Consider the following 20,450-nt stretch of genomic DNA (forward strand, 5'->3'; position numbering starts at 1 on the left):
AAAGGACGACGGTGCAAGACCGGCGTCCGAGAATGTACGATTACAGGATTACTGAGCAAGACCTTCGCTAGTCAGCATATCTGAAAGAGTCGTGATTGCTTCAGAAGCATCGTCACCGTTTGCAACGATTTTGATATCTGAATCTTTCGCGATTCCGAGTGAAAGAACACCCATGATTGACTTCAAGTTGACAGTCTTCCCGTTGTATTCCAAGTTGATGTCTGATTGGAATTTAGAAGCTGTGTTGACGAGCTGAGTAGCCGGACGAGCGTGAATGCCTGAATCCGCGATGACTTTGAATGTTTTTTCCATGATTAAGAAATCTCCCTTCACTAATAACGTACTAGTGAGTCGTTTTCGAATATGTGAACTCATTATCAAATGATAACGGATTCGAATCGATTCTGCAAGGAATTTTTATACGCTTCACTCCATGGGAATGCTTTCCCCGAACGATCGATTTGTACCATCGATGTCCGTCCTGTGAACATCAGTTCACCCTGCTCATCAAACGCTCCATAATGGACGTCACACGATGCACTACCGACATGTACCGGATACGCATAGACAGCGAGACGCGCCCGTGGATAGACTTGGCGAATATAGTTACACTGAGCATCGGCGACGACGATGATGCCGTCATCTGCCAGCGAATATCCTGTTTCCTCTAACATCAATGTCCGAACGTCCTCAAAATAGACGAACGGTACCCGGTTATTCATATGACCATAGGCATCCGTCTCCGCAAAACGAACGGCGACGTCGAGTCGTGTGCCATGTTTCATCTGTTCAAGCCATGATTCAAGTTCTGGAATATAAGCTGGTACGCGCACAATGAGTTCCTCCTATCTGAATGAAAAAAGAAGGAGCAAGCTCCTTCTTTGATAAATCATGAACTAACTGCTTCACCTGTCCGTCCTTCGTCACTACCGAAGAACTTCTTGAATGAATGAAGTGTCGTCTGACGGTTCATCGCTGCGATCGAAGTCGTCAACGGAATCCCTTTCGGACAAACCTCGACACAGTTTTGAGCGTTACCGCACTGCATGATCCCGCCATCTTCCATTAACGCTTCAAGGCGTTCTTCCTTGTGGAAGGCACCTGTCGGATGCGAGTTGAATAGACGAACTTGTGAAATCGATGCTGGTCCGATGAATGTCGAACGATCGTTGACGTTCGGACATGCCTCGAGACACACACCACAAGTCATACATTTCGATAACTCATATGCCCATTGACGTTTGTTTTCTGGCATCCGTGGTCCTGGACCTAAGTCGTACGTTCCATCGATTGGAACCCATGCTTTGACTTTCTTCAGCGCATCGAACATGCGTTGACGGTCGACTTGAAGGTCACGAACGATTGGGAACGTCTGCATCGGTTGCAGGCGGATTGGCTGTTCGAGTTTATCGACGAGTGCCGTACACGACTGACGTGGTGTACCGTTGATAACCATCGAACAAGCGCCACAGACTTCTTCTAGACAACCCATGTCCCAGTTGATTGGTGTCGTTTTTTCACCGGCTGCATTGACGGGGTTCCGACGAATCTCCATTAAAGCAGAGATGACGTTCATGTTCGGACGGTACGGAATTTCAAACGCTTCATCATACGGTTTACCATCTGGTCCATCTTGACGTTGAACGATGAATTGAACCGATTTTTGCGTAGTAGATGATTCGAGTGGTGTCGCCATTATGCTTTCACCTCTTTCTTCGACTTCTTGCTGTAGTCGCGTTTCCGTGGTGGAATCAACGACGTGTCGACGTCTTCATAGAAGATTTCTGGATGACCATTCGTATAACGCGCCATCGTCGTCTTCAAGAACTGTTCATCATTACGTTCCGGGAAGTCCGGTTTGTAGTGTGCTCCGCGACTCTCGTCACGTTTTAAGGCACCGAGCGTGATTGCTTCGGCTAGGTCGAGCATGTGATCGAGCTGACGAATGAACGATGCCCCTTGGTTACTCCAACGTGCTGTATCCGTTGCCGAGATACGTGTGAAGCGATCGCGGAGTTCCTTGATTTTTGTAAGCGTTTCTTCGAGCTTATCGTTATACCGGACGACCGTGACGTTATCCGTCATGATCTCCCCAAGCTCACGGTGGATTTGATACGCATTTTCCGTACCTTCCATTGATAGGATATCGTTGAAACGGTTGATTTCTTCGATCTTATGCGCTTCGACGACGTCCTCGCTCATCTCATGAACCGATGTCTCGAGTTCGTTCATATATGCGATTGCAGATGGTCCAGCGACCATTCCGCCGTATACCGCAGAGAGAAGCGAGTTCGCTCCGAGACGGTTACCACCGTGCATCGAATAATCACATTCACCAGCTGCGAACAATCCAGGGATGTTCGTCATTTGATCGTAGTCGACCCATAGTCCACCCATTGAATAGTGAACAGCTGGGAAAATCTTCATCGGTACTTTTCGTGGATCATCACCGACGAATTTCTCGTAGATTTCAAGGATCCCACCGAGTTTGACATCGAGTTCTTTTGCGTCTTTATGTGATAGATCCAGATAGACCATGTTCTCCCCGTTGACGCCGAGTTTTTGATTGACACAGACGTCAAAAATCTCGCGTGTCGCGATATCTCGTGGAACAAGGTTTCCGTACGCCGGATATTTCTCTTCAAGGAAGTACCAAGGTTTACCGTCTTTATACGTCCAGACGCGACCACCTTCACCTCGTGCTGATTCACTCATGAGACGTAATTTATCGTCTCCAGGAATCGCTGTCGGGTGAATCTGAATGAACTCACCGTTCGCGTAGATTGCTCCTTGACGATAGACAGCTGCTGCTGCTTGTCCTGTGTTGATGACCGAGTTCGTCGATTTTCCGAAGATGACCCCAGGACCACCTGTCGCGAGGATGACAGAATCCGCGGCAAATGCCTCGATTTCCATCGTCCGGAGGTTTTGACAAACTGCTCCACGACAAATGCCATTGTCATCGATGATGGCGCGAAGGAATTCCCATCCTTCATATTTTTCTACCAAACCTTGCGCTTCGAACTTACGAACTTGTTCATCCAATGCGTACAACAGTTGTTGCCCAGTCGTTGCCCCAGCGTATGCCGTCCGGTGATGCAACGTTCCTCCGAAACGTCGGAAGTCGAGTAAGCCTTCCGGTGTCCGGTTGAACATAACACCCATCCGGTCGAACATATGAATGATCTTCGGTGCTGCTTCCGCCATTTTTTGAACAGGTGGTTGATTTGCGAGGAAGTCCCCACCGTATACCGTGTCATCGAAATGCTGGTACGGTGAATCGCCTTCCCCTTTTGTATTGACCGCTCCGTTGATGCCACCTTGTGCACAAACAGAGTGTGAGCGTTTGACGGGTACGAGTGAGAATAACTTAACTGGTACGCCTTGCTCCGCTGCTTTTATCGTAGCCATCAGACCGGCAAGCCCTCCGCCGATGATGACAAGATTCTTGTTCGCCATGTTGTCAGTTCCCCTTTCCTTACAACACGCCTGCAAACGTTAAGATCGAGCGTACGCCTACAAACGATAAACCGATGAATACGAGTGCTGCCACGTAAGACATCGCCCGTTGAGATGCTGGTGACTGCGTGATTCCCCATGTGATGCAGAACGTCCAAAGTCCGTTCGCAAGGTGGAATGTCGTCGCCAAGATCCCGACGATATAGAACGCGAGCATGAATCCGTTATCGACGATGTTCTGCATCATGCTTGCATCCACTGGTGTTCCCATCGCAGCGGCAATACGTGTTTCCCAAACGTGCCACGTGATGAACACGACAAGGAATACACCGCTGAACCGTTGCAGTACATACATCCAGTTCCGGAAGTATGTATAACGCCCTGTGTTCGCAGAACCGGTGAATGCGATGTACACACCGTAGACACCATGCAAGATGATCGGAATGAAGATGACAAAGATCTCTAAGAACAATCGATACGGAACGTTCCCCACGAATTCCGCGGCCTTATTGAAGTCTTCCTCACCACGTACGATGAAGTAGTTCGTCGTTAAGTGCGAAAGTAAAAATAACCCGATTGGAATGACGCCGAGCAGTGAGTGTATCTTACGACTCACGAAATCACGATGATTCGCCATCCAAATCCCCCCTTTTGTTTGCCAATCAACCGTTGGCGCATTTTGGTAGAAAAGCGCTTTCATAAGGAAATTCGTCTTTTCATCACTTATTCTACTCCTGTCCTTTTTAGAAGACAACCCGAGCTGTTGCATTTAACTGCAAATTTTTTTAGGAAAACAATGACCGACAAGAATCATCTCGGTATAATGGTTCACAGATAGGAGTGAATCATGATGGATGCTACACCAAATCAAACACCACTTTTCGGTATCGAATTGATCCGAGATTATGTGCTGACCGATCTTCTCGGATCGGATTATCGGCAAGTCATCTACTGGGCAGGTAAACGTTTAGCGCGTCAATTCCCTGTCGTAGATGAATCTGAATTAGCCTCATTTTTTGAACAAGCAGGTTGGGGAACGCTCGAAATCAAGAAACGTAAAGGGACTGCCATCTCATTGGTGCTGTCTCCTCCTGATACGACGAGAGATGAACGACCACAAGGATACTTCCAACTCGAAGCCGGTTTCCTCGCTGAACAGTTCTCTCGTTTTAACGGATGTGTCGCAGAAGGATATGCCGAGTTAACTAAAGAGCTCGTTCAAATCACGGTCCAAATCGACCCTAAAGATCCACTTGAACCGCTCAAGTAAAATTTACATAGAACGTGACAGGAATCTTAATTTTCAACATCGAAATAGATTCATGAAACCTTTTGCAGCAAGTGCTCGTAAAATCAGTCGTACACAAATCGCGAGGAGGAACTTCACATGTTCAAAAAACTAGCAGCAGATTTAACGGGATTCAGTGATATCGGACAAGTCATTCATCCTGATGATTTCGACAAGGCAGCCGCTGACGATTATGTCTTACATGAAGACGGCGAGAAAATCTATTTCTTGATCAAATCTAAATCTGACGAGTATTGCTTTACGAATCTGGCTTTGATTCACCTCGATGGTGAAAGTGCCGTCAGTTCGAAACGCGTCTTGTATCGTTATCCGTACGCACACTATCCGATTCGCCACGTCATGTTCGAAACGGCGGGAACAGTAGATCTTGATGTCGAGATCAAATTCGAGATTGGTGGTAAACATTATTCGATCGACGTCGATAAGAAACAACTCGAACATGTGAAAGATCTTTATAAAACACTTCTTGCGATCGCTGAAAAACAGTATGAAGGACAAAAGATGCTCGAGTTCGCAAACAGCTCATTGAATCATTCGGTCACGATTCTCGGCGGACTTCGTCAAGGTGACATGAACGTGCCGCAAACATTCAAGGAGTTGTCCGAACAATCCTTCGAGTGGCTACAAGGTCACTACCATCAGTGGAACCAGCGTGACTTTGGTTCATACTACGAAAAGTACATCAACAACTAATCACTAAAAAATGCCGCCCTCTTCAAGAGGACGGCTTTTTTTCATTCTTCATTCGCTTGACTTAAATATTCAGCGACGGTTTCCGCTAACTTGACAGGTAATCCTGCTTCCGCCAACTGCTCGATCGTTGCGCGTCGCAAGCTACGCATCGATCCGAAATGACGAATCAACTGTTGGCGTCGTTTCGGTCCGACTCCTGGAATCTCGTCGAGCAAGGAACGAGTCATCCCTTTTGAACGGAGCGAGCGGTGGAACGTGATCGCAAATCGGTGGACTTCATCTTGCATGCGTTGAAGTAGATAAAACGCACTTGAACGCGGACTTAGTTCAATTAACCGTGCACCTTCTCCGAACAACAACTGACTCGTCCGGTGTTTGTCATCCTTTTTTAATGACCCGACTGGCAGGGATAAACCGAGTTCATCTTGAATGACTTCTAAAGCAGCATTCAACTGTCCGACTCCTCCGTCAATCAGGACGAGATCTGGAAGGCGCGCTCCTTCAAGTAACAACCGACGATACCGACGGCGCACGATTTCCCGCATCGATTCATAGTCATCGGGTCCTTGCACCGTCCGGATTTTGAACTTCCGGTATTCCTTCTTAAGCGGTTTACCGTCTTCAAAGACGACGAGCGCCGAAACGGCATCCGCACCTTGAATGTTCGCGTTATCGATGATTTCGATCCGTGACAGTGGATGAACGTCAATCGCATCGGCGAGTTCTTCGACTGCTTGAACGGTCCGTTTCTCATCTTTTGCTAACAACTCGAAACGCTCCGAGATCGCATTTTCAGCATTCTTCGTCGCTAGATCAAGTAATTTCCGTTTTGATCCTCGGACCGGAACGTGAATTTTAATCGATAGCGCCTCTTTGAGCAGCAACTGATTGACGAGTGGCGGTACATATACTTCACTTGGTTTGATGTTCTTTTCGTAGAACTGGACGATGAAACTCTCGAGCTCTTCTGCCGGTGTACCATAGATCGGGAAAAGCGAGACATCACGTTCGATCATCTTTCCGCCGCGAAGGAAGAAGACTTGGACACACATCCAGCCTTTATCGACATGGATCCCGAATACGTCACGTGACGTCAGATCCGCTGTGATCATGTTTTGTTTGTTCATGATCGACTCGATCGCCCTTACTTGATCGCGCAATTCTCCCGCACGTTCGAACTCCATCGTTTCGGCCGCGTCCGCCATCTTCTGTTTCAAGTCTTCGACAAGCTCTTTTGTGTCGCCCGACAAGAAACGTCGGATTTCCGAAACGAGTGCCTTTTGTTCCGACTCGAGATTCGGGATTTCGCATGGACCGAGACACTGACCGATGTGGTAATACAGACAAAGTTTTTTCGGCATCGGCTGGCATTTACGTAGCGGATATAAACGATCTAGCAGACGTTTCGTCTCGTTTGCCGCATACGCATTCGGATAAGGACCAAAATAATGACCACCATCTTTTTTCAACTTACGTGTCGTGATCAGGCGAGGATATGTCTCATTCGTAATTTTCAAGTACGGATACGACTTATCATCCTTCAACATGATATTGTACTTCGGATCATGTTTCTTAATAAGCGTCATCTCAAGCAACAACGCTTCTAGTTCACTAGCTGTGATGATGTATTCGAAGTCACGGACTTCCGCGACGAGACGTTCCGTCTTGATATCATGTGCTCCCGTGAAATAGGAACGGACACGATTCTTGAGATTTTTTGCTTTTCCGACATAGATGACTTCGCCGAATTCATTTTTGTGCAGATAACATCCTGGCTCATCAGGCAAAAGGGATAGTTTCGCTTTGATATGTTCTTGATGTCCCAAATAAATGTCTCCTTTCACCGTTTTTAGTTTTATTCGTTCGGGTAAATACCATACATTGATTATGACATACGGAGGATGAAAAATGCGTACATATGATTGCATTGTGATCGGAACAGGTTCCGCTGGAAATCAAGCGGCTTATAAATTCGCTGAAAAAGGACTACGTGTTGCCATCGTGGAGAACTTCACTCCAGGTGGCACATGCGCACAACGTGGATGTGACGCCAAAAAAATCTTACTGACGGGTAGTGAGACGAAAGACGCTGTCGAGCGATTGCTCGGATACGGCGTAAAGGGTCTGATTTCGATTGATTGGCGCCAATTGATGGAGCGAAAGAATGAATACACACGCGCCATCCCGGAGCAAACACGAAAGCGGTACGCGGAAACGGACATCGACTATTTCCATGGAGAACCGCATTTCGTGTCTTCACATCGCCTTCGAATTGGTGAAGACGAAATCGAAGGGAAACAGTTTTTAATTGCAACCGGTCTAAGACCTCGCGAATTATCTGTACCCGGTAGTGAGCGTTTCATAACAAGTAATGAGTTTCTTGAACTGAAAGAACTTCCACGACGACTCGTCTGCATCGGCGGTGGTTATATCTCGTTCGAGTTCGCCCATCTCGCTCGTATTGCTGGCGCAGACGTCACGATCGTCTTACGTTCTAACCCCTTAAAACAATTCGAGAGCGAATTGGTCGATGTGTTGTTAGAAGCCACACGGGCACTTGGTATCTCGATCATCAAAGAAGCAAAGGTCGTCGCTTACGAAGAGGAATCCCTTCATTTATCGAACGGCGACGTATTGAAGACCGACGTCGTCTTGAATGCGACCGGACGTGTCGCGAGTATCGACCAGCTTGGTCTCGAAGCCATCGGCGTTGCGCATAACGAAAAAGGAATCCATGTCAATGCGTACCTTCAGTCTTCCGTCGAACATATCTATGCCGCAGGAGATGTCGCTGTCAGCGGGAATCCCGCATTGACGCCGTTTGCTGGAACCGAAGGACGACTCGCTGCCGATAACATGCTCGAAGGGAACAACCGGAAACTGGAGCTGCTCCCTGTACCAAGTGTCGTATTCACTGCTCCGAACCTCGCCCTCGTCGGTGAAACGGAAGCTGCTTTGAAAAAAGCAGGTATTCCTTACCGTGGTCGCTTGATCGATACGTCCTCCTGGCAAACGAACGCACGGATCAAAGACATTTTTGCTCGGGCGAAAGTGCTCGTTGGAGAAGATGATCAAGTACTCGGCGCACACTTCATCGGTGTCAATGCAGCGGAACTAGCAAACTATTTCTCGTTTGCGATGCAACACCGGATTCCAAGTACTTCGATGCAACAGACTGGATTCGCTTATCCGACACCGGCTTCAGACATCGCTTCGTTATTCGAGGATTGACAGGAGGATTTTTGATGATTCAATACGGCTATACGATTTTATACGTTGAAGACACTGCACGAACGCTGACATTCTATCGAGACGTTCTTGGCTTATCCGTCAAGGCGGAGCACGGGAGCTACATCGAGTTCGAGACCGGTCAGACGACACTCGCCTTCAATACGCGTGAAGACGTGCAACAGTTGATTCCGGATTACATGATACCGAGTGGAAAAACACAACAGACGTTAGAGATTGGTTTCATCACGGATGACGTCCCTACTCTATTTCAGAAGGTGGTGGAGGCAGGATATGAGACCGTCCTCGCGCCTGCACAAAAACCGTGGGGGCAAGTCGTCGCCTATGTTCTCGACCCCGATGGTCACCTGATCGAACTTTGTACGCCAATGTAATCTAAAAAAAACAGACCGTTCTGCCTGTGCAGAACGGTCTGTTTTGATATGCAGGAAAGAATTAGTTAGATGTTTCAACGAATTCTTTAAGTGCGTCTTTTGGCATGAAGCCCATTGTTTTGTTGACAGGTTGTCCATCTTTGAAGAGAACGAGTGTCGGGATACTTTGAACTTGGAATGCTCCAGCTACTTCTGGGTTTGCATCTACGTCGACTTTGACGATTTTTACATCTTGCATGTCAGCATCGAGTTCTTCAAGAACAGGTGCGAGCATACGACATGGTCCACACCATGTTGCCCAAAAATCAACAAGGACGAGACCTTCTTGTGTTTCTTCTTTAAATGATTGGCTAGTTGCGTGTACGATTGCCATTGATCATAACCTCCTAATGAGTAGATCCACCCGGTAAAAAAATGGGTGATCTCTTTATTGATTCGAGTATATCATAGCAGTCTCTTCCAACAAACGAAACTGCTCACGCGAAAAATCTGCAAAAACAACCGGCACCATGATAATGGCACCGGTCTTCAAACTCATCCGTGAACGAGCATTTTTTTGAATTCAGCTGTCAATAGTGGCACGACGTCGAACAAATCACCGACGATGCCATAGTCAGCGACAGAGAAGATGTTCGCTTCCGGGTCCTTGTTGATCGCAACGATCACTTTGGCATTTGACATCCCTGCTAAGTGTTGGATCGCACCTGAGATCCCACACGCGATATAAAGGTCCGGTGTAACGACTTTACCTGTCTGACCGATTTGAAGCGCATAGTCGCAGTAATCTGCATCACAAGCACCACGCGAAGCACCCACTGCTCCTCCGAGGACATCTGCTAGTTCTTGTAACGGTGCGAAGCCGTCCGAACTCTTGACGCCTCGTCCACCTGCGACGATGACTTTTGCCTCTGACAAATCAACGCCGCCTGTTGCTTTGCGTACGATGTCTGCGACGATTGTCCGTAAATCCTTCAGTTCAACCGTAACCGACTCGACCGTTCCTTGTGAACTACCTGCTTCGAGCGGATCGATGTTGTTCGGACGGACTGTAAAGAGTGTCTTGCCTTCTGCGACTTTAACTTTTTCAAATGCTTTCCCCGAGTAGATCGGGCGAATGAATGACGCATCTGCGCCTTCCCCTTCAATCGCCGTCACATCACTGATCAAACCGGCTTGTAGTTTTGCCGCGATCTTCGGTGATAGATCCTTGCCGAGCGACGTATGACCGAAGACGAGCACGTCGGGTGACGTTCGATTCATCAACTCGAGGAAGACTTGTCCATAACCGTCTGGCGTGTAGTGTAAAAGACGCTCATCCTCGACGATGAGGACTTGGTCAGCTCCGCGTGATGCTAGAGCATCGGCATCCTTTGCGACATCGTGTCCAATCAGGACCGCGATGACTTCATCTGCGACACGTCGCGCTGCTGCGATTGCCTCAAACGACACATTCCGTAAACTACCATCCCGTGATTCTGCGAGTACTAATGCTTTTGTCATTCGTTTCTCCCCCTTAGACCACTTTTGCTTCGTTACGTAATAATGATGCGAGCTGCGCGACTTGCTCGTTCAGTTCACCTTCGAGGATCTTACCAGCTGCTTTGTTCGGTGGTAAGAAACGCTCAATCGTTTCTAGACGTGGTGCGAGTTCGTCTTCATCAAGTTCGAGATCATCGAGTTCGAGTTCTTCAAGCGGCTTCTTCTTCGCTTTCATGATTCCTGGAAGACTTGGATAACGCGGTTCGTTCAACCCTTGTTGCGCAGTGACGAGTAACGGAAGTGTTGTTTCGATCGTCTCCGTATCCCCTTCAGCGTCGCGTGTCACGACAGCTTTCGTACCGTCGAGCTCTAGTTTCGTGATCGTCGTCACGTAAGGGATATCAAGTAGTTCTGCGACGCGAGGCGCCACTTGACCACTTCCGCCATCGACTGCGACGTTTCCGGCGATGACGAGATCAACCGTTTGTTCCTTCAAATAACCAGCGAGCACTTCAGAAATCGTGAAATGATCTGCCTCTTCGATATCATCTTCAATCGATATACGAACTGCTTGATCCGCTCCCATTGCGAGTGCTGTTCGTAATTCCTTGTCCGCATCTTCCGGTCCGACCGTCACGACCGTCACCGTTCCCCCTTGTGCATCACGGACACGAATCGCTTCTTCTACCGCATACTCATCGTATGGGTTAATGATGAACTCAGCGCCATCCTCATCGATTTGACCATTCTCGAGTTGGATTGCTTCTTCCGTATCGAATGTGCGTTTCAACAGTACATAGATTTCCATCTCATGCTCCCCCTTGTCGTCTATTCACCATCATTCTTTGTATCCGCTTACATAGTTGTTGTCATGAAAAGGGCTTAACTCAGCCCTTTGATCAACATCCGATGAATCCCGTCGCGTGTCTCAAGCAACTCATATTTGAATCCACTTGCCATCCAGCTCGTCACGACCTCATCGATCGTTCCGAAAATCATCTGACGTGCTAATCGATAATCCAGATCGTTTGAAAACTCACCTGTCGTCATCCCGTGCTTAACGACCCGGTCAATCAGATGCAAGTACGGCTTTAAGACGGCAGCGATGTTTTGACGCATGTCTTGGTTCGATTGACGCAACTCAATCTGCGTGACGACCGCTAAATCATAGTCGACGGATAATTGCTCGAGGTGTGCCTCGATCAATGCTGCCAATTGTTCCGTCGCTGATGTATGGCTCGCGATTTGTCCTTCGGAATATTCGATGAAGCTTCCCATTTTCGCTTGGAATAGCGAAATCAAGAGATGTTCTTTATTCTTGAAGTACAGATAGATCGTTCCATCCGCAACCCCGGCTTCCTTTGCGATGGCAGTCACTTTCGCTCCATGGTAGCCGTTCTTGGCGATGACTTTTACGGCGGCATCAATGATGCGGTCACTCTTTGACATTGTTCGTTTCATTCCACTATCTCCTAACGCATAAAATGAATGATGGTTCATTCATATTTATTCTATCATGTCATTTTATCCTGTCAACTGCTTTCTTCGAGTTGTTTGGCACGTTCTTCTTCAACGAGAACACGGCGGAGAATCTTACCAACGAACGTCTTCGGTAACTCTTGCCGGAATTCATACTGCTTCGGCACTTTGAACGATGCTAACTGTTTACGACAGAATTGATCGAGTTCTTCTTCCGTGACCGTCATCTCATCCTTGACGACGATGAACGCCTTGACGGTCTCTCCGCGGTAGACATCCGGAACACCGATGACGACCGCTTCTTTAACGGCTGGGTGTTCATATAGGATTTCTTCGACTTCACGTGGATAAATGTTGAATCCAGAAGCAATGATCAAATCTTTTTTCCGATCGACGATTCGGAAATAATGATCCTCACCGATATATCCAAGGTCTCCCGTATGCAACCAACCGTTTCGCAGAACAGCTTGCGTATCTTCTGGTCGTTTCCAGTATCCTTTCATGACTTGCGGACCTGTGACGATAATCTCACCAATCTCACCTGGAGCAGCTGGTGTCTCTCCGTCCGCTTGGACGATTTTCGCTTGCGTATCGGGTACCGGAATACCGACCGTTCCAGGAATCCGACGATCCCAGATACAGTTCGTATGCGTCACCGGACTCGTTTCAGAGAGACCGTATCCTTCAACGATCCGCCCACCCGTCAGCGCTTCGAATTTTTCCTGCACTTCGACTGGTAGAGGAGCTGAACCAGAAATACAGGCTTCAATCGAAGAGAGATCATACTTCTTCAGCTTCGGATGATTCAATAGACCAACATACATCGTCGGAGCACCTGGGAACAGATTCGGTTTTTCCTTATGAATCGTCTTGAGTACCTGTTCGATATCGAATTTCGGAACGATGATTTGTTCATAGGCATTAAATATGCCGAAATTGAGGTTACACGTCATGCCATAGACATGGAAATAAGGAACGACTGCTAACAGCTTCCGTCCATCTCCTCGATTGTATTTATAGAACCAGTTGTCGATCTGTTCGACGTTTGCACTCAAGTTAAAGTGTGTCAACATGACACCTTTTGGAGCGCCTGTCGTTCCACCCGTATATTGGAGAACCGCGACGTCCTCCTTCGGTTGAATCGCGACTGGTGTAATCGGTTCATACCCCCGCAAAGATAAAAACGGGATCGAACCTGTCGTATCAATGATGATGTTGTTATCTTTCCGTGCTTTAATCGGATAGAGTTTATTTTTAGGGAAGGGAAGGTAATCCGCGATACTTGTCGTCACGACGGTCTTGAGTGTCGTCGACGCCTTGACACGAGACGCTTTCGGATAGAGTAGATCGAGCGTCACGAGCATATGTGCTCCTGAATCGACGAGAATCTGTTCAAGTTCACGGTCTGTATAGAGTGGGTTCACTTGGACGACGATACCACCTGCATAGAGAACAGCATAATAACTGATCATATACTGGGGACAGTTCGGTAACATCAGTCCGACGCGATCCCCTTTTTTTAGTCCGTGCTCTTGTAATAGGCTTCCAAGTGCGCGAGCCTCGTCACGTACTTCACGAAACGTCATACGTTTTCCTAAGAAACTCAAGGCACGTTGTTCTGGAAAATCAGTCGCTGCCTCATCGAGTGCCTGATAAAGAGGTAATTCTCGATAATCAATCGATGCGGGTACTTGCTCGGGATAATCAGATAACCAAACGGATTCCATACGTTTCCCTCCCTGATAATGAATTACTATTCATTTTTATTATACGTTGAATCGAATTCGACATGCCAGTAAAATCCAAAAAAAGAAATCAAATCTGCTTGTTTTTTTCGATTCGTTCAATTAGAAATCATCATACAAAAAAGCAGCACCACCCTTTCTCGTTTCCGAAAAAGAAGAAGCACTGCTTTTTAATAGACATCACCGGGATGGATACGTAAATCCTTCACCAATGACTTCGCGCACTTTATGAATGACGACGAAGGCGCGGGGATCCGCTGCTTCGACGATCTGTTTCAACGGTGCCAGTTGTCGTTTATCGACGATCATATACAACATATCATTCTTTTGTTTCGTGAAATGACCGTGACTGTGGATGACCGTCGCGCTACGACCGAGCGTCTCTGTCAGGATCGTCGCGATCTCCTCTTGGCGATGACTGATGATCGTGACCGCTTCGCGGACATTTAATCCTTCGCTGACGAGATCAATCAAGTACGAGCCGATGATGATTGCAATCAACGTGTATAGCATCGTCTCTTCTCCGAATAGGAACCCTGATGCACCGACGACCGCGACATCGATGATGAACATCGAGACCGCGATACTGAGATTCAAGTATTTATTCATCAGTCGAGCGATGATGACTCCGCCGCCCGTCGTTCCTCCAGCTCGAATGACGAGACCAATCCCAACACCAATCAGAATTCCCGCATAGACCGTACCGATTAAACGGCTATCTGATGAAGTTGCAAGACTTGCTGTTGAGGAGAGGACAAATGATGTGACGGCGACCGAGATGACGGAGTAAAGCATCGTCTTCCGGCTGAGGAATCGATAACCGACGACGAACAGCAAGGCGTTCGCAATCAGGGAAACAAGTCCCGTATCCCAGCCATAGAGGTAGTAGAAGATGACCGTGATCCCGATCAATCCACCTTCAGATAAATCGTTCGGAATCGTAAAGTAGTTGATTCCAAAGGCGAGAATCGCCGATCCGATGATGACCCAGAAGATGTCCTTCCAAGAAATCAATTGCATCGCTTCAAAAGCACGGCGTCTCGTTTCTGTCGTTGTTGATGTTTTTCGTACGTTCATATGCGTTCCTCCTTTTTTGATTAGGCGTGGCTTCCAATAAAAATTCCGTACTGAAACGATGTCAGTACGGAATGATCACACGGTAAGACCGGTTCTTTTAATTAAATACAATCCAAAGGATACCGACGACCAAAAAGGCGATCGAAACCCCGAACATGATTTTCGCTAAACGTTCTAACACGGATTCACCCCACTAACGCTGATCCGATGACGTAGGACATGCCGATCGATAAGGCACATGAAATGATACCGACAGCAATGTTGCCGTTCTCGATTTCACGGTCTACCGGCAAATTCGGTGTCAGGAATTCAAAGATCCAGTATGTCGATATCAACAGTAAGAAGCCAAAAGCACTTTCAAGAAATATCGACCCGACCCGTTCTTCCCCTTGAACAGCGAAATGAACGATATTGGCGAGTCCGATGATTTTTCCACCTGTTGCTAACGCAACGGCGATGTTGCCACTCTTGATATGTTCCCAGTTTTTATACCGGGTTGTCAACTCAAAAAGTGCAAGTCCTAAAATGATCAGTAATCCCGCGACCGAATAGAGCGCTGTCGTATAGACATAGACGTTCTCAAAAATGTTCATCTTGCTTTCCTCATTTCAGTTCGATGATCGTCACACCGTGTCCGCCTTCACCTTGACCACCTAAGCGGTGACCTTTGACGTGACGATGACCTTTCAAGAATTCTTGGACACCTTGACGCATCGCTCCCGTACCCAGACCATGGATGACACGAATGTGGTCGTAGTTCGATAACAAAGCTTGGTCCATGAAGCGTTCGAGCTTCGATAATCCTTCTTCAACACGGACGCCACGTAAATCCAGTTCAGCTGAAGGCGCCGATTGTTTCGTCACACTCGTACCACCAGAACGCCCTTTTGTTTGAGGACGTTTTGGAGTACTGCCGATCTTCGCGAGATCTTCCGGTTTGACGTTCACCTTCATGATGCCGACTTGAACGGTGTACTCGCCGTTCGCCTGTTGGTTGATGATATAGCCTTTTTGATTGAAGGTCGTGACTTTGACTTCTTCGCCTTTATCAAAACGTGGCGTTTGATCGTATTTCGCTTTTACTTTAGCGATCCGCTTCTCTTGCAGATTCGGCTTCGCATCTTCAAGTTTTTTACGTGCCTCGATCAGTTCATGCTCTTTGACGGCACCAGCATCACGCAATTCTTTCAAACGTTTAATGACGCCTTCAGCCTCTTTTTGGGCACGTTCGACTGCACGTGCTGCTTTCTCTTCCGCTTTTGCCAGAATCTCATTTTTCTCTTCCTGAATCTCTGCTTGTTCTTGCTCGAATTGCTCACGCTCTGCAACGAGTCGTTTCTTCTCTTCTAGCAACTGAGCCTCTAACGTTTCAGCACGCTGTTTCGCTTCTTCCAGTCGTTCGATCATCGTTTCGACGGATTGGGCGTCGCTACCGATTTGACCACGTGCCGCGTCGATGATCCGGTCTTCAAGTCCGAGACGTTTTGAAATCTCGAACGCGTTCGAGCGTCCCGGTACACCGATGAGTAAGCGATACGTCGGACTGAGGGATTCGACATCGAATTCCATCGACGCGTTGACGACTCCTTCTCGGTTATAGCCGTACGCTTTTAATTCCGAATAGTGCGTCGTCGCTGCAACGCGTGCTCCGCGGCGTTTCACTTCATCAAGAATTGCAATCGCCAGGGCAGCCCCTTCTGTCGGGTCCGTTCCCGCACCCAATTCATCAAACAGCACCAAACTCATGAAATCGATTTTCTCCATCATCGAGACGATGTTCGTCATGTGCGAGCTGAACGTTGACAAGTTTTGTTCAATCGACTGTTCATCCCCGATATCGGCATAAATCGCATCGAAGACACTGAGCTCCGTCTCATCTGCTGCCGGCACGTATAGTCCTGATTGCACCATCAATTGCAAAAGACCAATCGTCTTTAAGGTAACCGTCTTACCACCGGTGTTCGGACCTGTGATGACGAGTGATGTAAAATCGCCACCTAGCGAGACAGTGATCGGTACGACCTCTTCTTTTGGAATGAAGGGATGTCGTGCTTCCTTCAGAATGATATGGCGGTCTTCGTTCAAGCGTGGTTCGACCGCTCCGATCTGATGACCGTACAATGCTTTCGCCATGATGAAATCAAGTTCTGCTAGTACATCGAGATTGATGCGCAGCGAGTCGCCGACACTCCCGACAAGTGCTGATAATTGTGCGAGGATTCGTTCGATTTCAGCTCGTTCTTTCAAACGCGCTTCTTGGATCTCGTTGTTCGCAGAAACGACGGCTTGTGGTTCGATGAACAACGTTGCACCGGACGCCGACTGATCGTGGACGATCCCACCGAACGCTTGACGATATTCTTGTTTGACCGGGACACAGTAGCGATCATTTCGAATCGTCACGATGGCGTCAGATAGCATCTTCGCTTTACTACGTAAGACACTATCGATTTTTGAACGAACTTGTCCTTCAAGCGAACGCAACTGACTGCGTAACGCTCGTAATTTATCACTTGCCGAATCTTGAACAGTTCCCTGATCGTCAATGGCATGACGAATCCCCTGTTCGATCTCAACGAGCTTCGTGATTTGCTCAATTCGACTATCAAGGCGTGGTAATCGTAGATCCGGATGATCCTCATGCAATCGTTCCTGGAACGCCTTTACTTGACGTCCTGAATAGACGACGTCTGCGACGGATAGAAGTTCACTCGTCGAGAGGACCGAACCAATTTCTGCTCGTTTCACTTCACTGCGGACATCTGTCAGTCCACCGAACGGATAACGGTCACGTAACCGATAAACCGTCGTTGCTTCCGTCGTGACAGCCAATAATTCCTTGACCTGCTCGAACTCTTCCGCTGGACGCATCGCTCGAACGAACTGTGCTCCAAGTGAGCTTGCCGTGAACGATAACATGTTTTCTTTTAACTTCTCATATTCTAAGACGCGTAATGCGTTGGCATTCATTTAATCCACTCCTAAACGTTTTCGACCGAAGAAGGCAAGTGCTGCTTCGGCGCTCCACGTATTGATGACATCAGACGCCTCCAAATAGGCTTTACGTGCATGGAGGACTCCAAGTTTCATATCTTCTAACATTTCTGGTCGGTGTGTATCCGTATTGATCAAAATTTTCACACCAGCAGCCTTCGCTTTTGCTAGGGAACTTGCCGTCAAATCGAATCGTGCAGGGTTTGCATTCATCTCAAGCGCTGTTCCTGTCTCGGCTGCTAGTTCGATCAAGCGATCGACGTTAACGGCATAGCCCTCTCGTCTACCGATGATTCGTCCTGTCGGATGGGCAATCAGAGAAACGTAAGGATTACGACACGCATTCTCAAGCCGTTGCATGATCTCTTCTTCCGTCTGATCGAATTTCGAATGAATCGAGGCAATGACGTAATCCATCTCTTTTAAGAAATCATCTGCATAATCGAGCGACCCATCAGGCAAGATATCCATCTCGACGCCACATAAAATCGTCATCTCGGGATGTTTCTTGCGTGCTGCTTCGATTTCGACCCGTTGCGCACGTAGACGCTCTTCCGTCAATCCATTGACGAACTTCATATACTTACTATGGTCGGTGATCGCCATCCATGTATACCCTCGTGCAGCACACGCATCGACTAGTTCTTCAACAGGTAATGTTCCATCTGACCATGTCGTATGCATGTGCACATCTGCTTGAATATCCTGTTCCGTTAAAAGGTGTGACAAATCCTGCTCGAACTCTTGACGCCCTGCTCGTAATTCAGGTGCGATGAACGGTAAGTCGTACCGCGCAAACAATTCTTCTTCCGTCTTCGGCTGTACTAATCCTTGCTCGGTTTCAACGCCATATTCAGAAATGCTCTCTCCCCGTTCTTTGGCGAGCTGACGCATCCGGACATTGTGATCCTTCGAACCCGTGAAGTGATGTAATGTGGATGCGTACGCCGCGTCATCGACAATTCGGAAATCAACCGCGATATAATGGACGTCTCGTTTTAAGACGAGTGATACTTTCGTGCTGCCGGCAGCGATGACTTCATCGATGAGCGACAGTTCCAAGAGTTGCTCCTTGATCCGTTCCGGTTCGTTCGTCGAGAGGATGAAATCAAGATCCTTGCACGTCTCTTCTGCTCGGCGGAAGCTTCCACCAACTTCGAAGCGAATGATTTCATCGAACGACGCAAGGGTCTGATTTAATTCCGCAACGACCTTCCGCATGACACCATACGGTAATCGTTCTGGTCGTGTTTCAAACGTTTCGAGCGCTTTGACGTACTTTTCGACCGTCTTCTTACCGAATCCAGGCATCGCTTCGACTGTACCATCCGCTAATTTCTCTGCAAAGGAATCCGCATCAATGACGCCGACTTCATGCAATTTAGCAAGTTTCTTCCCACCAAGACCTGGGATCTTCAGTAAAGCAATCAGTCCTTCCGGTACTTCTTGTTCGAGTTCCGTCAGTGCCGTACTCGTTCCCGTTTCCCGGTACTCCTCAAGAACAGCAGCCGTTCCTTTACCAATCCCCTTCATCGCCGTGAAATCGTCGATTGCCATGAAGTCAGCATCGGATGCCTCGAGGATACTTGCTGCTTTTCGGAAAGCATTGATCTTAAACGGATTTTCCCCTTTAACCTCTAGATAGACTGAGATTCGTTCTAAGTGACGCATTGCATCTTGAATCGTACGCATGTGCAATTCTCCCCTCAAAAAAAGCTCCCATTTAACGGGAGCATGTTTATTTTATCAATCCAACTTTGTCCATCAGCCAATTCGCAAGGAGCGGTGTATGTTGGATGATGAAGCTTGCCAAACTCGAGTCTGCGATCGCATCCTGTATCGACTGAATCGGAACGAATGCTGCGAGGAACAAGAGTAAGAAAATGAAGATGTACATCTCGATAAAGCCGAAGACGCCACCTAATAATCCTTTGACTTGTTTTAAAATCGGAATGTTCGTCAACGAATCAAACATCGACAACAAGATTGCTAAGATGATTTTTGTACCGAAGAACAGGACGACGAACCAAAAGGCTTTGTAGAACACCTCATCGAGTCGTGCTGAACTTGGAATTGCGAACATCGTCAAGTCGATTCCCGCATCATCTAGTGTCGACGGATACGGTACCCACAAACGGAATTTCGTCGCCAATTCTTCATAAAACGACAAGGCGACGATGAAGGAAATGATCAGGCTGAGCAAATGCCCGGCCTGCAATACGACTCCCCGTCGGACACCCGTCATGACGCCTAAGGCGAGAAGTAATAAGATAACGAAAGAAATCATAGTTTATAGTTCACCCAAATTCTTTTTTATTTTTACGTAATCACTACCAATATTAAGCGCCGCTAGGACGGCGATTTGACGAACGTCGAGTTGTGGTGCTTGTTCTCGGATTTCTCGAATTTTCGTATCGACGAGGAGACCCACTTCGCGTACGTGTTCTGGCGACTCCGTTCCGACAATCGTATAATCATTGCCTGCGATATGAATCGTCGTCCGGTTCAACCCTTCTGAATCAGCCATTTTTCTGTCCTCCTCATACTTTGCTTCTTTCATATAGTACCATCATTTTCGTTTTAGGAAAAGAA

Annotated in this window: 21 protein-coding genes; 4 read left to right on the forward strand and 17 right to left on the reverse strand. The window is 47.6% G+C overall.

Annotation, left to right across the window (positions count from 1 at the left end; genetic code table 11):
* Nucleotides 1-48: 48 nt before the first annotated feature.
* From KNQ03_RS05070 to KNQ03_RS05090, 5 genes are all read right to left on the reverse strand, one after another.
* Entirely contained in the window at nt 49-312 is a 264-nt protein-coding gene (locus KNQ03_RS05070) for a phosphocarrier protein HPr (protein ID WP_012371023.1), read from the reverse strand.
* 65 nt (nt 313-377) lie between these two features.
* The gene (locus tag KNQ03_RS05075; RefSeq protein ID WP_050677627.1) at nt 378-833 is read right to left on the reverse strand and encodes an acyl-CoA thioesterase; all 456 of its coding nucleotides are present in this window, start codon (nt 831-833) and stop codon (nt 378-380) included.
* Between the two features lie 56 nt (nt 834-889).
* A complete protein-coding gene (gene sdhB / locus KNQ03_RS05080; protein WP_023468986.1) occupies nt 890-1,696 on the reverse strand; it encodes a succinate dehydrogenase iron-sulfur subunit in 807 nt (268 codons plus the stop codon).
* The gene (gene sdhA / locus KNQ03_RS05085) at nt 1,696-3,459 is read right to left on the reverse strand and encodes a succinate dehydrogenase flavoprotein subunit (protein ID WP_023468987.1); all 1,764 of its coding nucleotides are present in this window, start codon (nt 3,457-3,459) and stop codon (nt 1,696-1,698) included. Before sdhA ends, sdhB begins: the two co-directional genes overlap by 1 nt.
* Before the next feature lie 19 nt (nt 3,460-3,478).
* On the reverse strand, nt 3,479-4,096 hold the full coding sequence (locus KNQ03_RS05090) for a succinate dehydrogenase cytochrome b558 subunit (protein WP_029342294.1): 618 nt from the start codon (nt 4,094-4,096) through the stop codon (nt 3,479-3,481).
* Nucleotides 4,097-4,309: 213 nt separating this feature from the next.
* Between KNQ03_RS05090 and KNQ03_RS05095 the strand changes: the two genes are divergently transcribed.
* Both KNQ03_RS05095 and KNQ03_RS05100 read left to right on the forward strand, forming a co-directional pair.
* Nucleotides 4,310-4,729 (forward strand): DUF2507 domain-containing protein, encoded by a 420-nt coding sequence (locus KNQ03_RS05095; protein ID WP_214723770.1) that lies wholly within the window; start codon nt 4,310-4,312, stop codon nt 4,727-4,729.
* A 117-nt stretch (nt 4,730-4,846) separates the two neighbouring features.
* Nucleotides 4,847-5,461 (forward strand): PH domain-containing protein, encoded by a 615-nt coding sequence (locus tag KNQ03_RS05100; protein WP_023468990.1) that lies wholly within the window; start codon nt 4,847-4,849, stop codon nt 5,459-5,461.
* Nucleotides 5,462-5,502: 41 nt separating this feature from the next.
* On the opposite strand, the gene uvrC is transcribed toward KNQ03_RS05100, so the two are convergent.
* Nucleotides 5,503-7,287, reverse strand: coding sequence for an excinuclease ABC subunit UvrC (gene uvrC / locus KNQ03_RS05105; RefSeq protein ID WP_047393598.1), 1,785 nt, complete (start codon nt 7,285-7,287; stop codon nt 5,503-5,505).
* A gap of 82 nt (nt 7,288-7,369) precedes the next feature.
* Here uvrC and KNQ03_RS05110 point away from each other — a divergent pair, with 82 nt between their 5' ends.
* Both KNQ03_RS05110 and KNQ03_RS05115 read left to right on the forward strand, forming a co-directional pair.
* A complete protein-coding gene (locus KNQ03_RS05110) occupies nt 7,370-8,692 on the forward strand; it encodes a dihydrolipoyl dehydrogenase family protein (RefSeq protein WP_214723772.1) in 1,323 nt (440 codons plus the stop codon).
* Between the two features lie 11 nt (nt 8,693-8,703).
* Entirely contained in the window at nt 8,704-9,084 is a 381-nt protein-coding gene (locus KNQ03_RS05115; RefSeq protein WP_371743235.1) for a VOC family protein, read from the forward strand.
* A gap of 61 nt (nt 9,085-9,145) precedes the next feature.
* Here the strand turns inward: KNQ03_RS05115 and trxA are convergent, their stop codons facing one another.
* The 11 genes from trxA to zapA all read right to left on the reverse strand — a co-directional run bounded on the left by trxA (nt 9,146) and on the right by zapA (nt 20,385).
* Nucleotides 9,146-9,457 (reverse strand): thioredoxin, encoded by a 312-nt coding sequence (gene trxA / locus KNQ03_RS05120; RefSeq protein ID WP_023468994.1) that lies wholly within the window; start codon nt 9,455-9,457, stop codon nt 9,146-9,148.
* 161 nt (nt 9,458-9,618) lie between these two features.
* The gene (locus KNQ03_RS05125) at nt 9,619-10,584 is read right to left on the reverse strand and encodes an electron transfer flavoprotein subunit alpha/FixB family protein (protein ID WP_149427696.1); all 966 of its coding nucleotides are present in this window, start codon (nt 10,582-10,584) and stop codon (nt 9,619-9,621) included.
* A 13-nt stretch (nt 10,585-10,597) separates the two neighbouring features.
* Complete coding sequence (locus tag KNQ03_RS05130; RefSeq protein WP_050677631.1) at nt 10,598-11,371, reverse strand: electron transfer flavoprotein subunit beta/FixA family protein; 774 nt, start codon at nt 11,369-11,371, stop codon at nt 10,598-10,600.
* 74 nt (nt 11,372-11,445) lie between these two features.
* The gene (locus KNQ03_RS05135) at nt 11,446-12,024 is read right to left on the reverse strand and encodes a fatty acid metabolism transcriptional regulator FadR (RefSeq protein WP_050677632.1); all 579 of its coding nucleotides are present in this window, start codon (nt 12,022-12,024) and stop codon (nt 11,446-11,448) included.
* Nucleotides 12,025-12,095: 71 nt separating this feature from the next.
* The gene (locus KNQ03_RS05140) at nt 12,096-13,769 is read right to left on the reverse strand and encodes an AMP-binding protein (protein ID WP_050677633.1); all 1,674 of its coding nucleotides are present in this window, start codon (nt 13,767-13,769) and stop codon (nt 12,096-12,098) included.
* Nucleotides 13,770-13,967: 198 nt separating this feature from the next.
* Nucleotides 13,968-14,864 (reverse strand): YitT family protein, encoded by an 897-nt coding sequence (locus KNQ03_RS05145; protein ID WP_050677634.1) that lies wholly within the window; start codon nt 14,862-14,864, stop codon nt 13,968-13,970.
* A 185-nt stretch (nt 14,865-15,049) separates the two neighbouring features.
* A complete protein-coding gene (locus KNQ03_RS05150; RefSeq protein ID WP_023469001.1) occupies nt 15,050-15,457 on the reverse strand; it encodes a DUF350 domain-containing protein in 408 nt (135 codons plus the stop codon).
* Between the two features lie 10 nt (nt 15,458-15,467).
* Entirely contained in the window at nt 15,468-17,834 is a 2,367-nt protein-coding gene (locus KNQ03_RS05155; protein WP_214723774.1) for an endonuclease MutS2, read from the reverse strand.
* Nucleotides 17,835-19,550, reverse strand: coding sequence for a DNA polymerase/3'-5' exonuclease PolX (polX, locus tag KNQ03_RS05160; protein WP_214723776.1), 1,716 nt, complete (start codon nt 19,548-19,550; stop codon nt 17,835-17,837).
* Nucleotides 19,551-19,596: 46 nt separating this feature from the next.
* Nucleotides 19,597-20,145 (reverse strand): CvpA family protein, encoded by a 549-nt coding sequence (locus KNQ03_RS05165; protein WP_050677637.1) that lies wholly within the window; start codon nt 20,143-20,145, stop codon nt 19,597-19,599.
* Between the two features lie 3 nt (nt 20,146-20,148).
* Nucleotides 20,149-20,385: a cell division protein ZapA gene (zapA, locus tag KNQ03_RS05170; protein WP_029342308.1), complete on the reverse strand. Its 237-nt coding sequence runs from the start codon at nt 20,383-20,385 to the stop codon at nt 20,149-20,151.
* Nucleotides 20,386-20,450: the final 65 nt, after the last annotated feature.

The organism is Exiguobacterium sp. s143 (assembly GCF_018618895.1).
GTDB lineage: Bacteria > Bacillota > Bacilli > Exiguobacteriales > Exiguobacteriaceae > Exiguobacterium_A > Exiguobacterium_A abrahamii.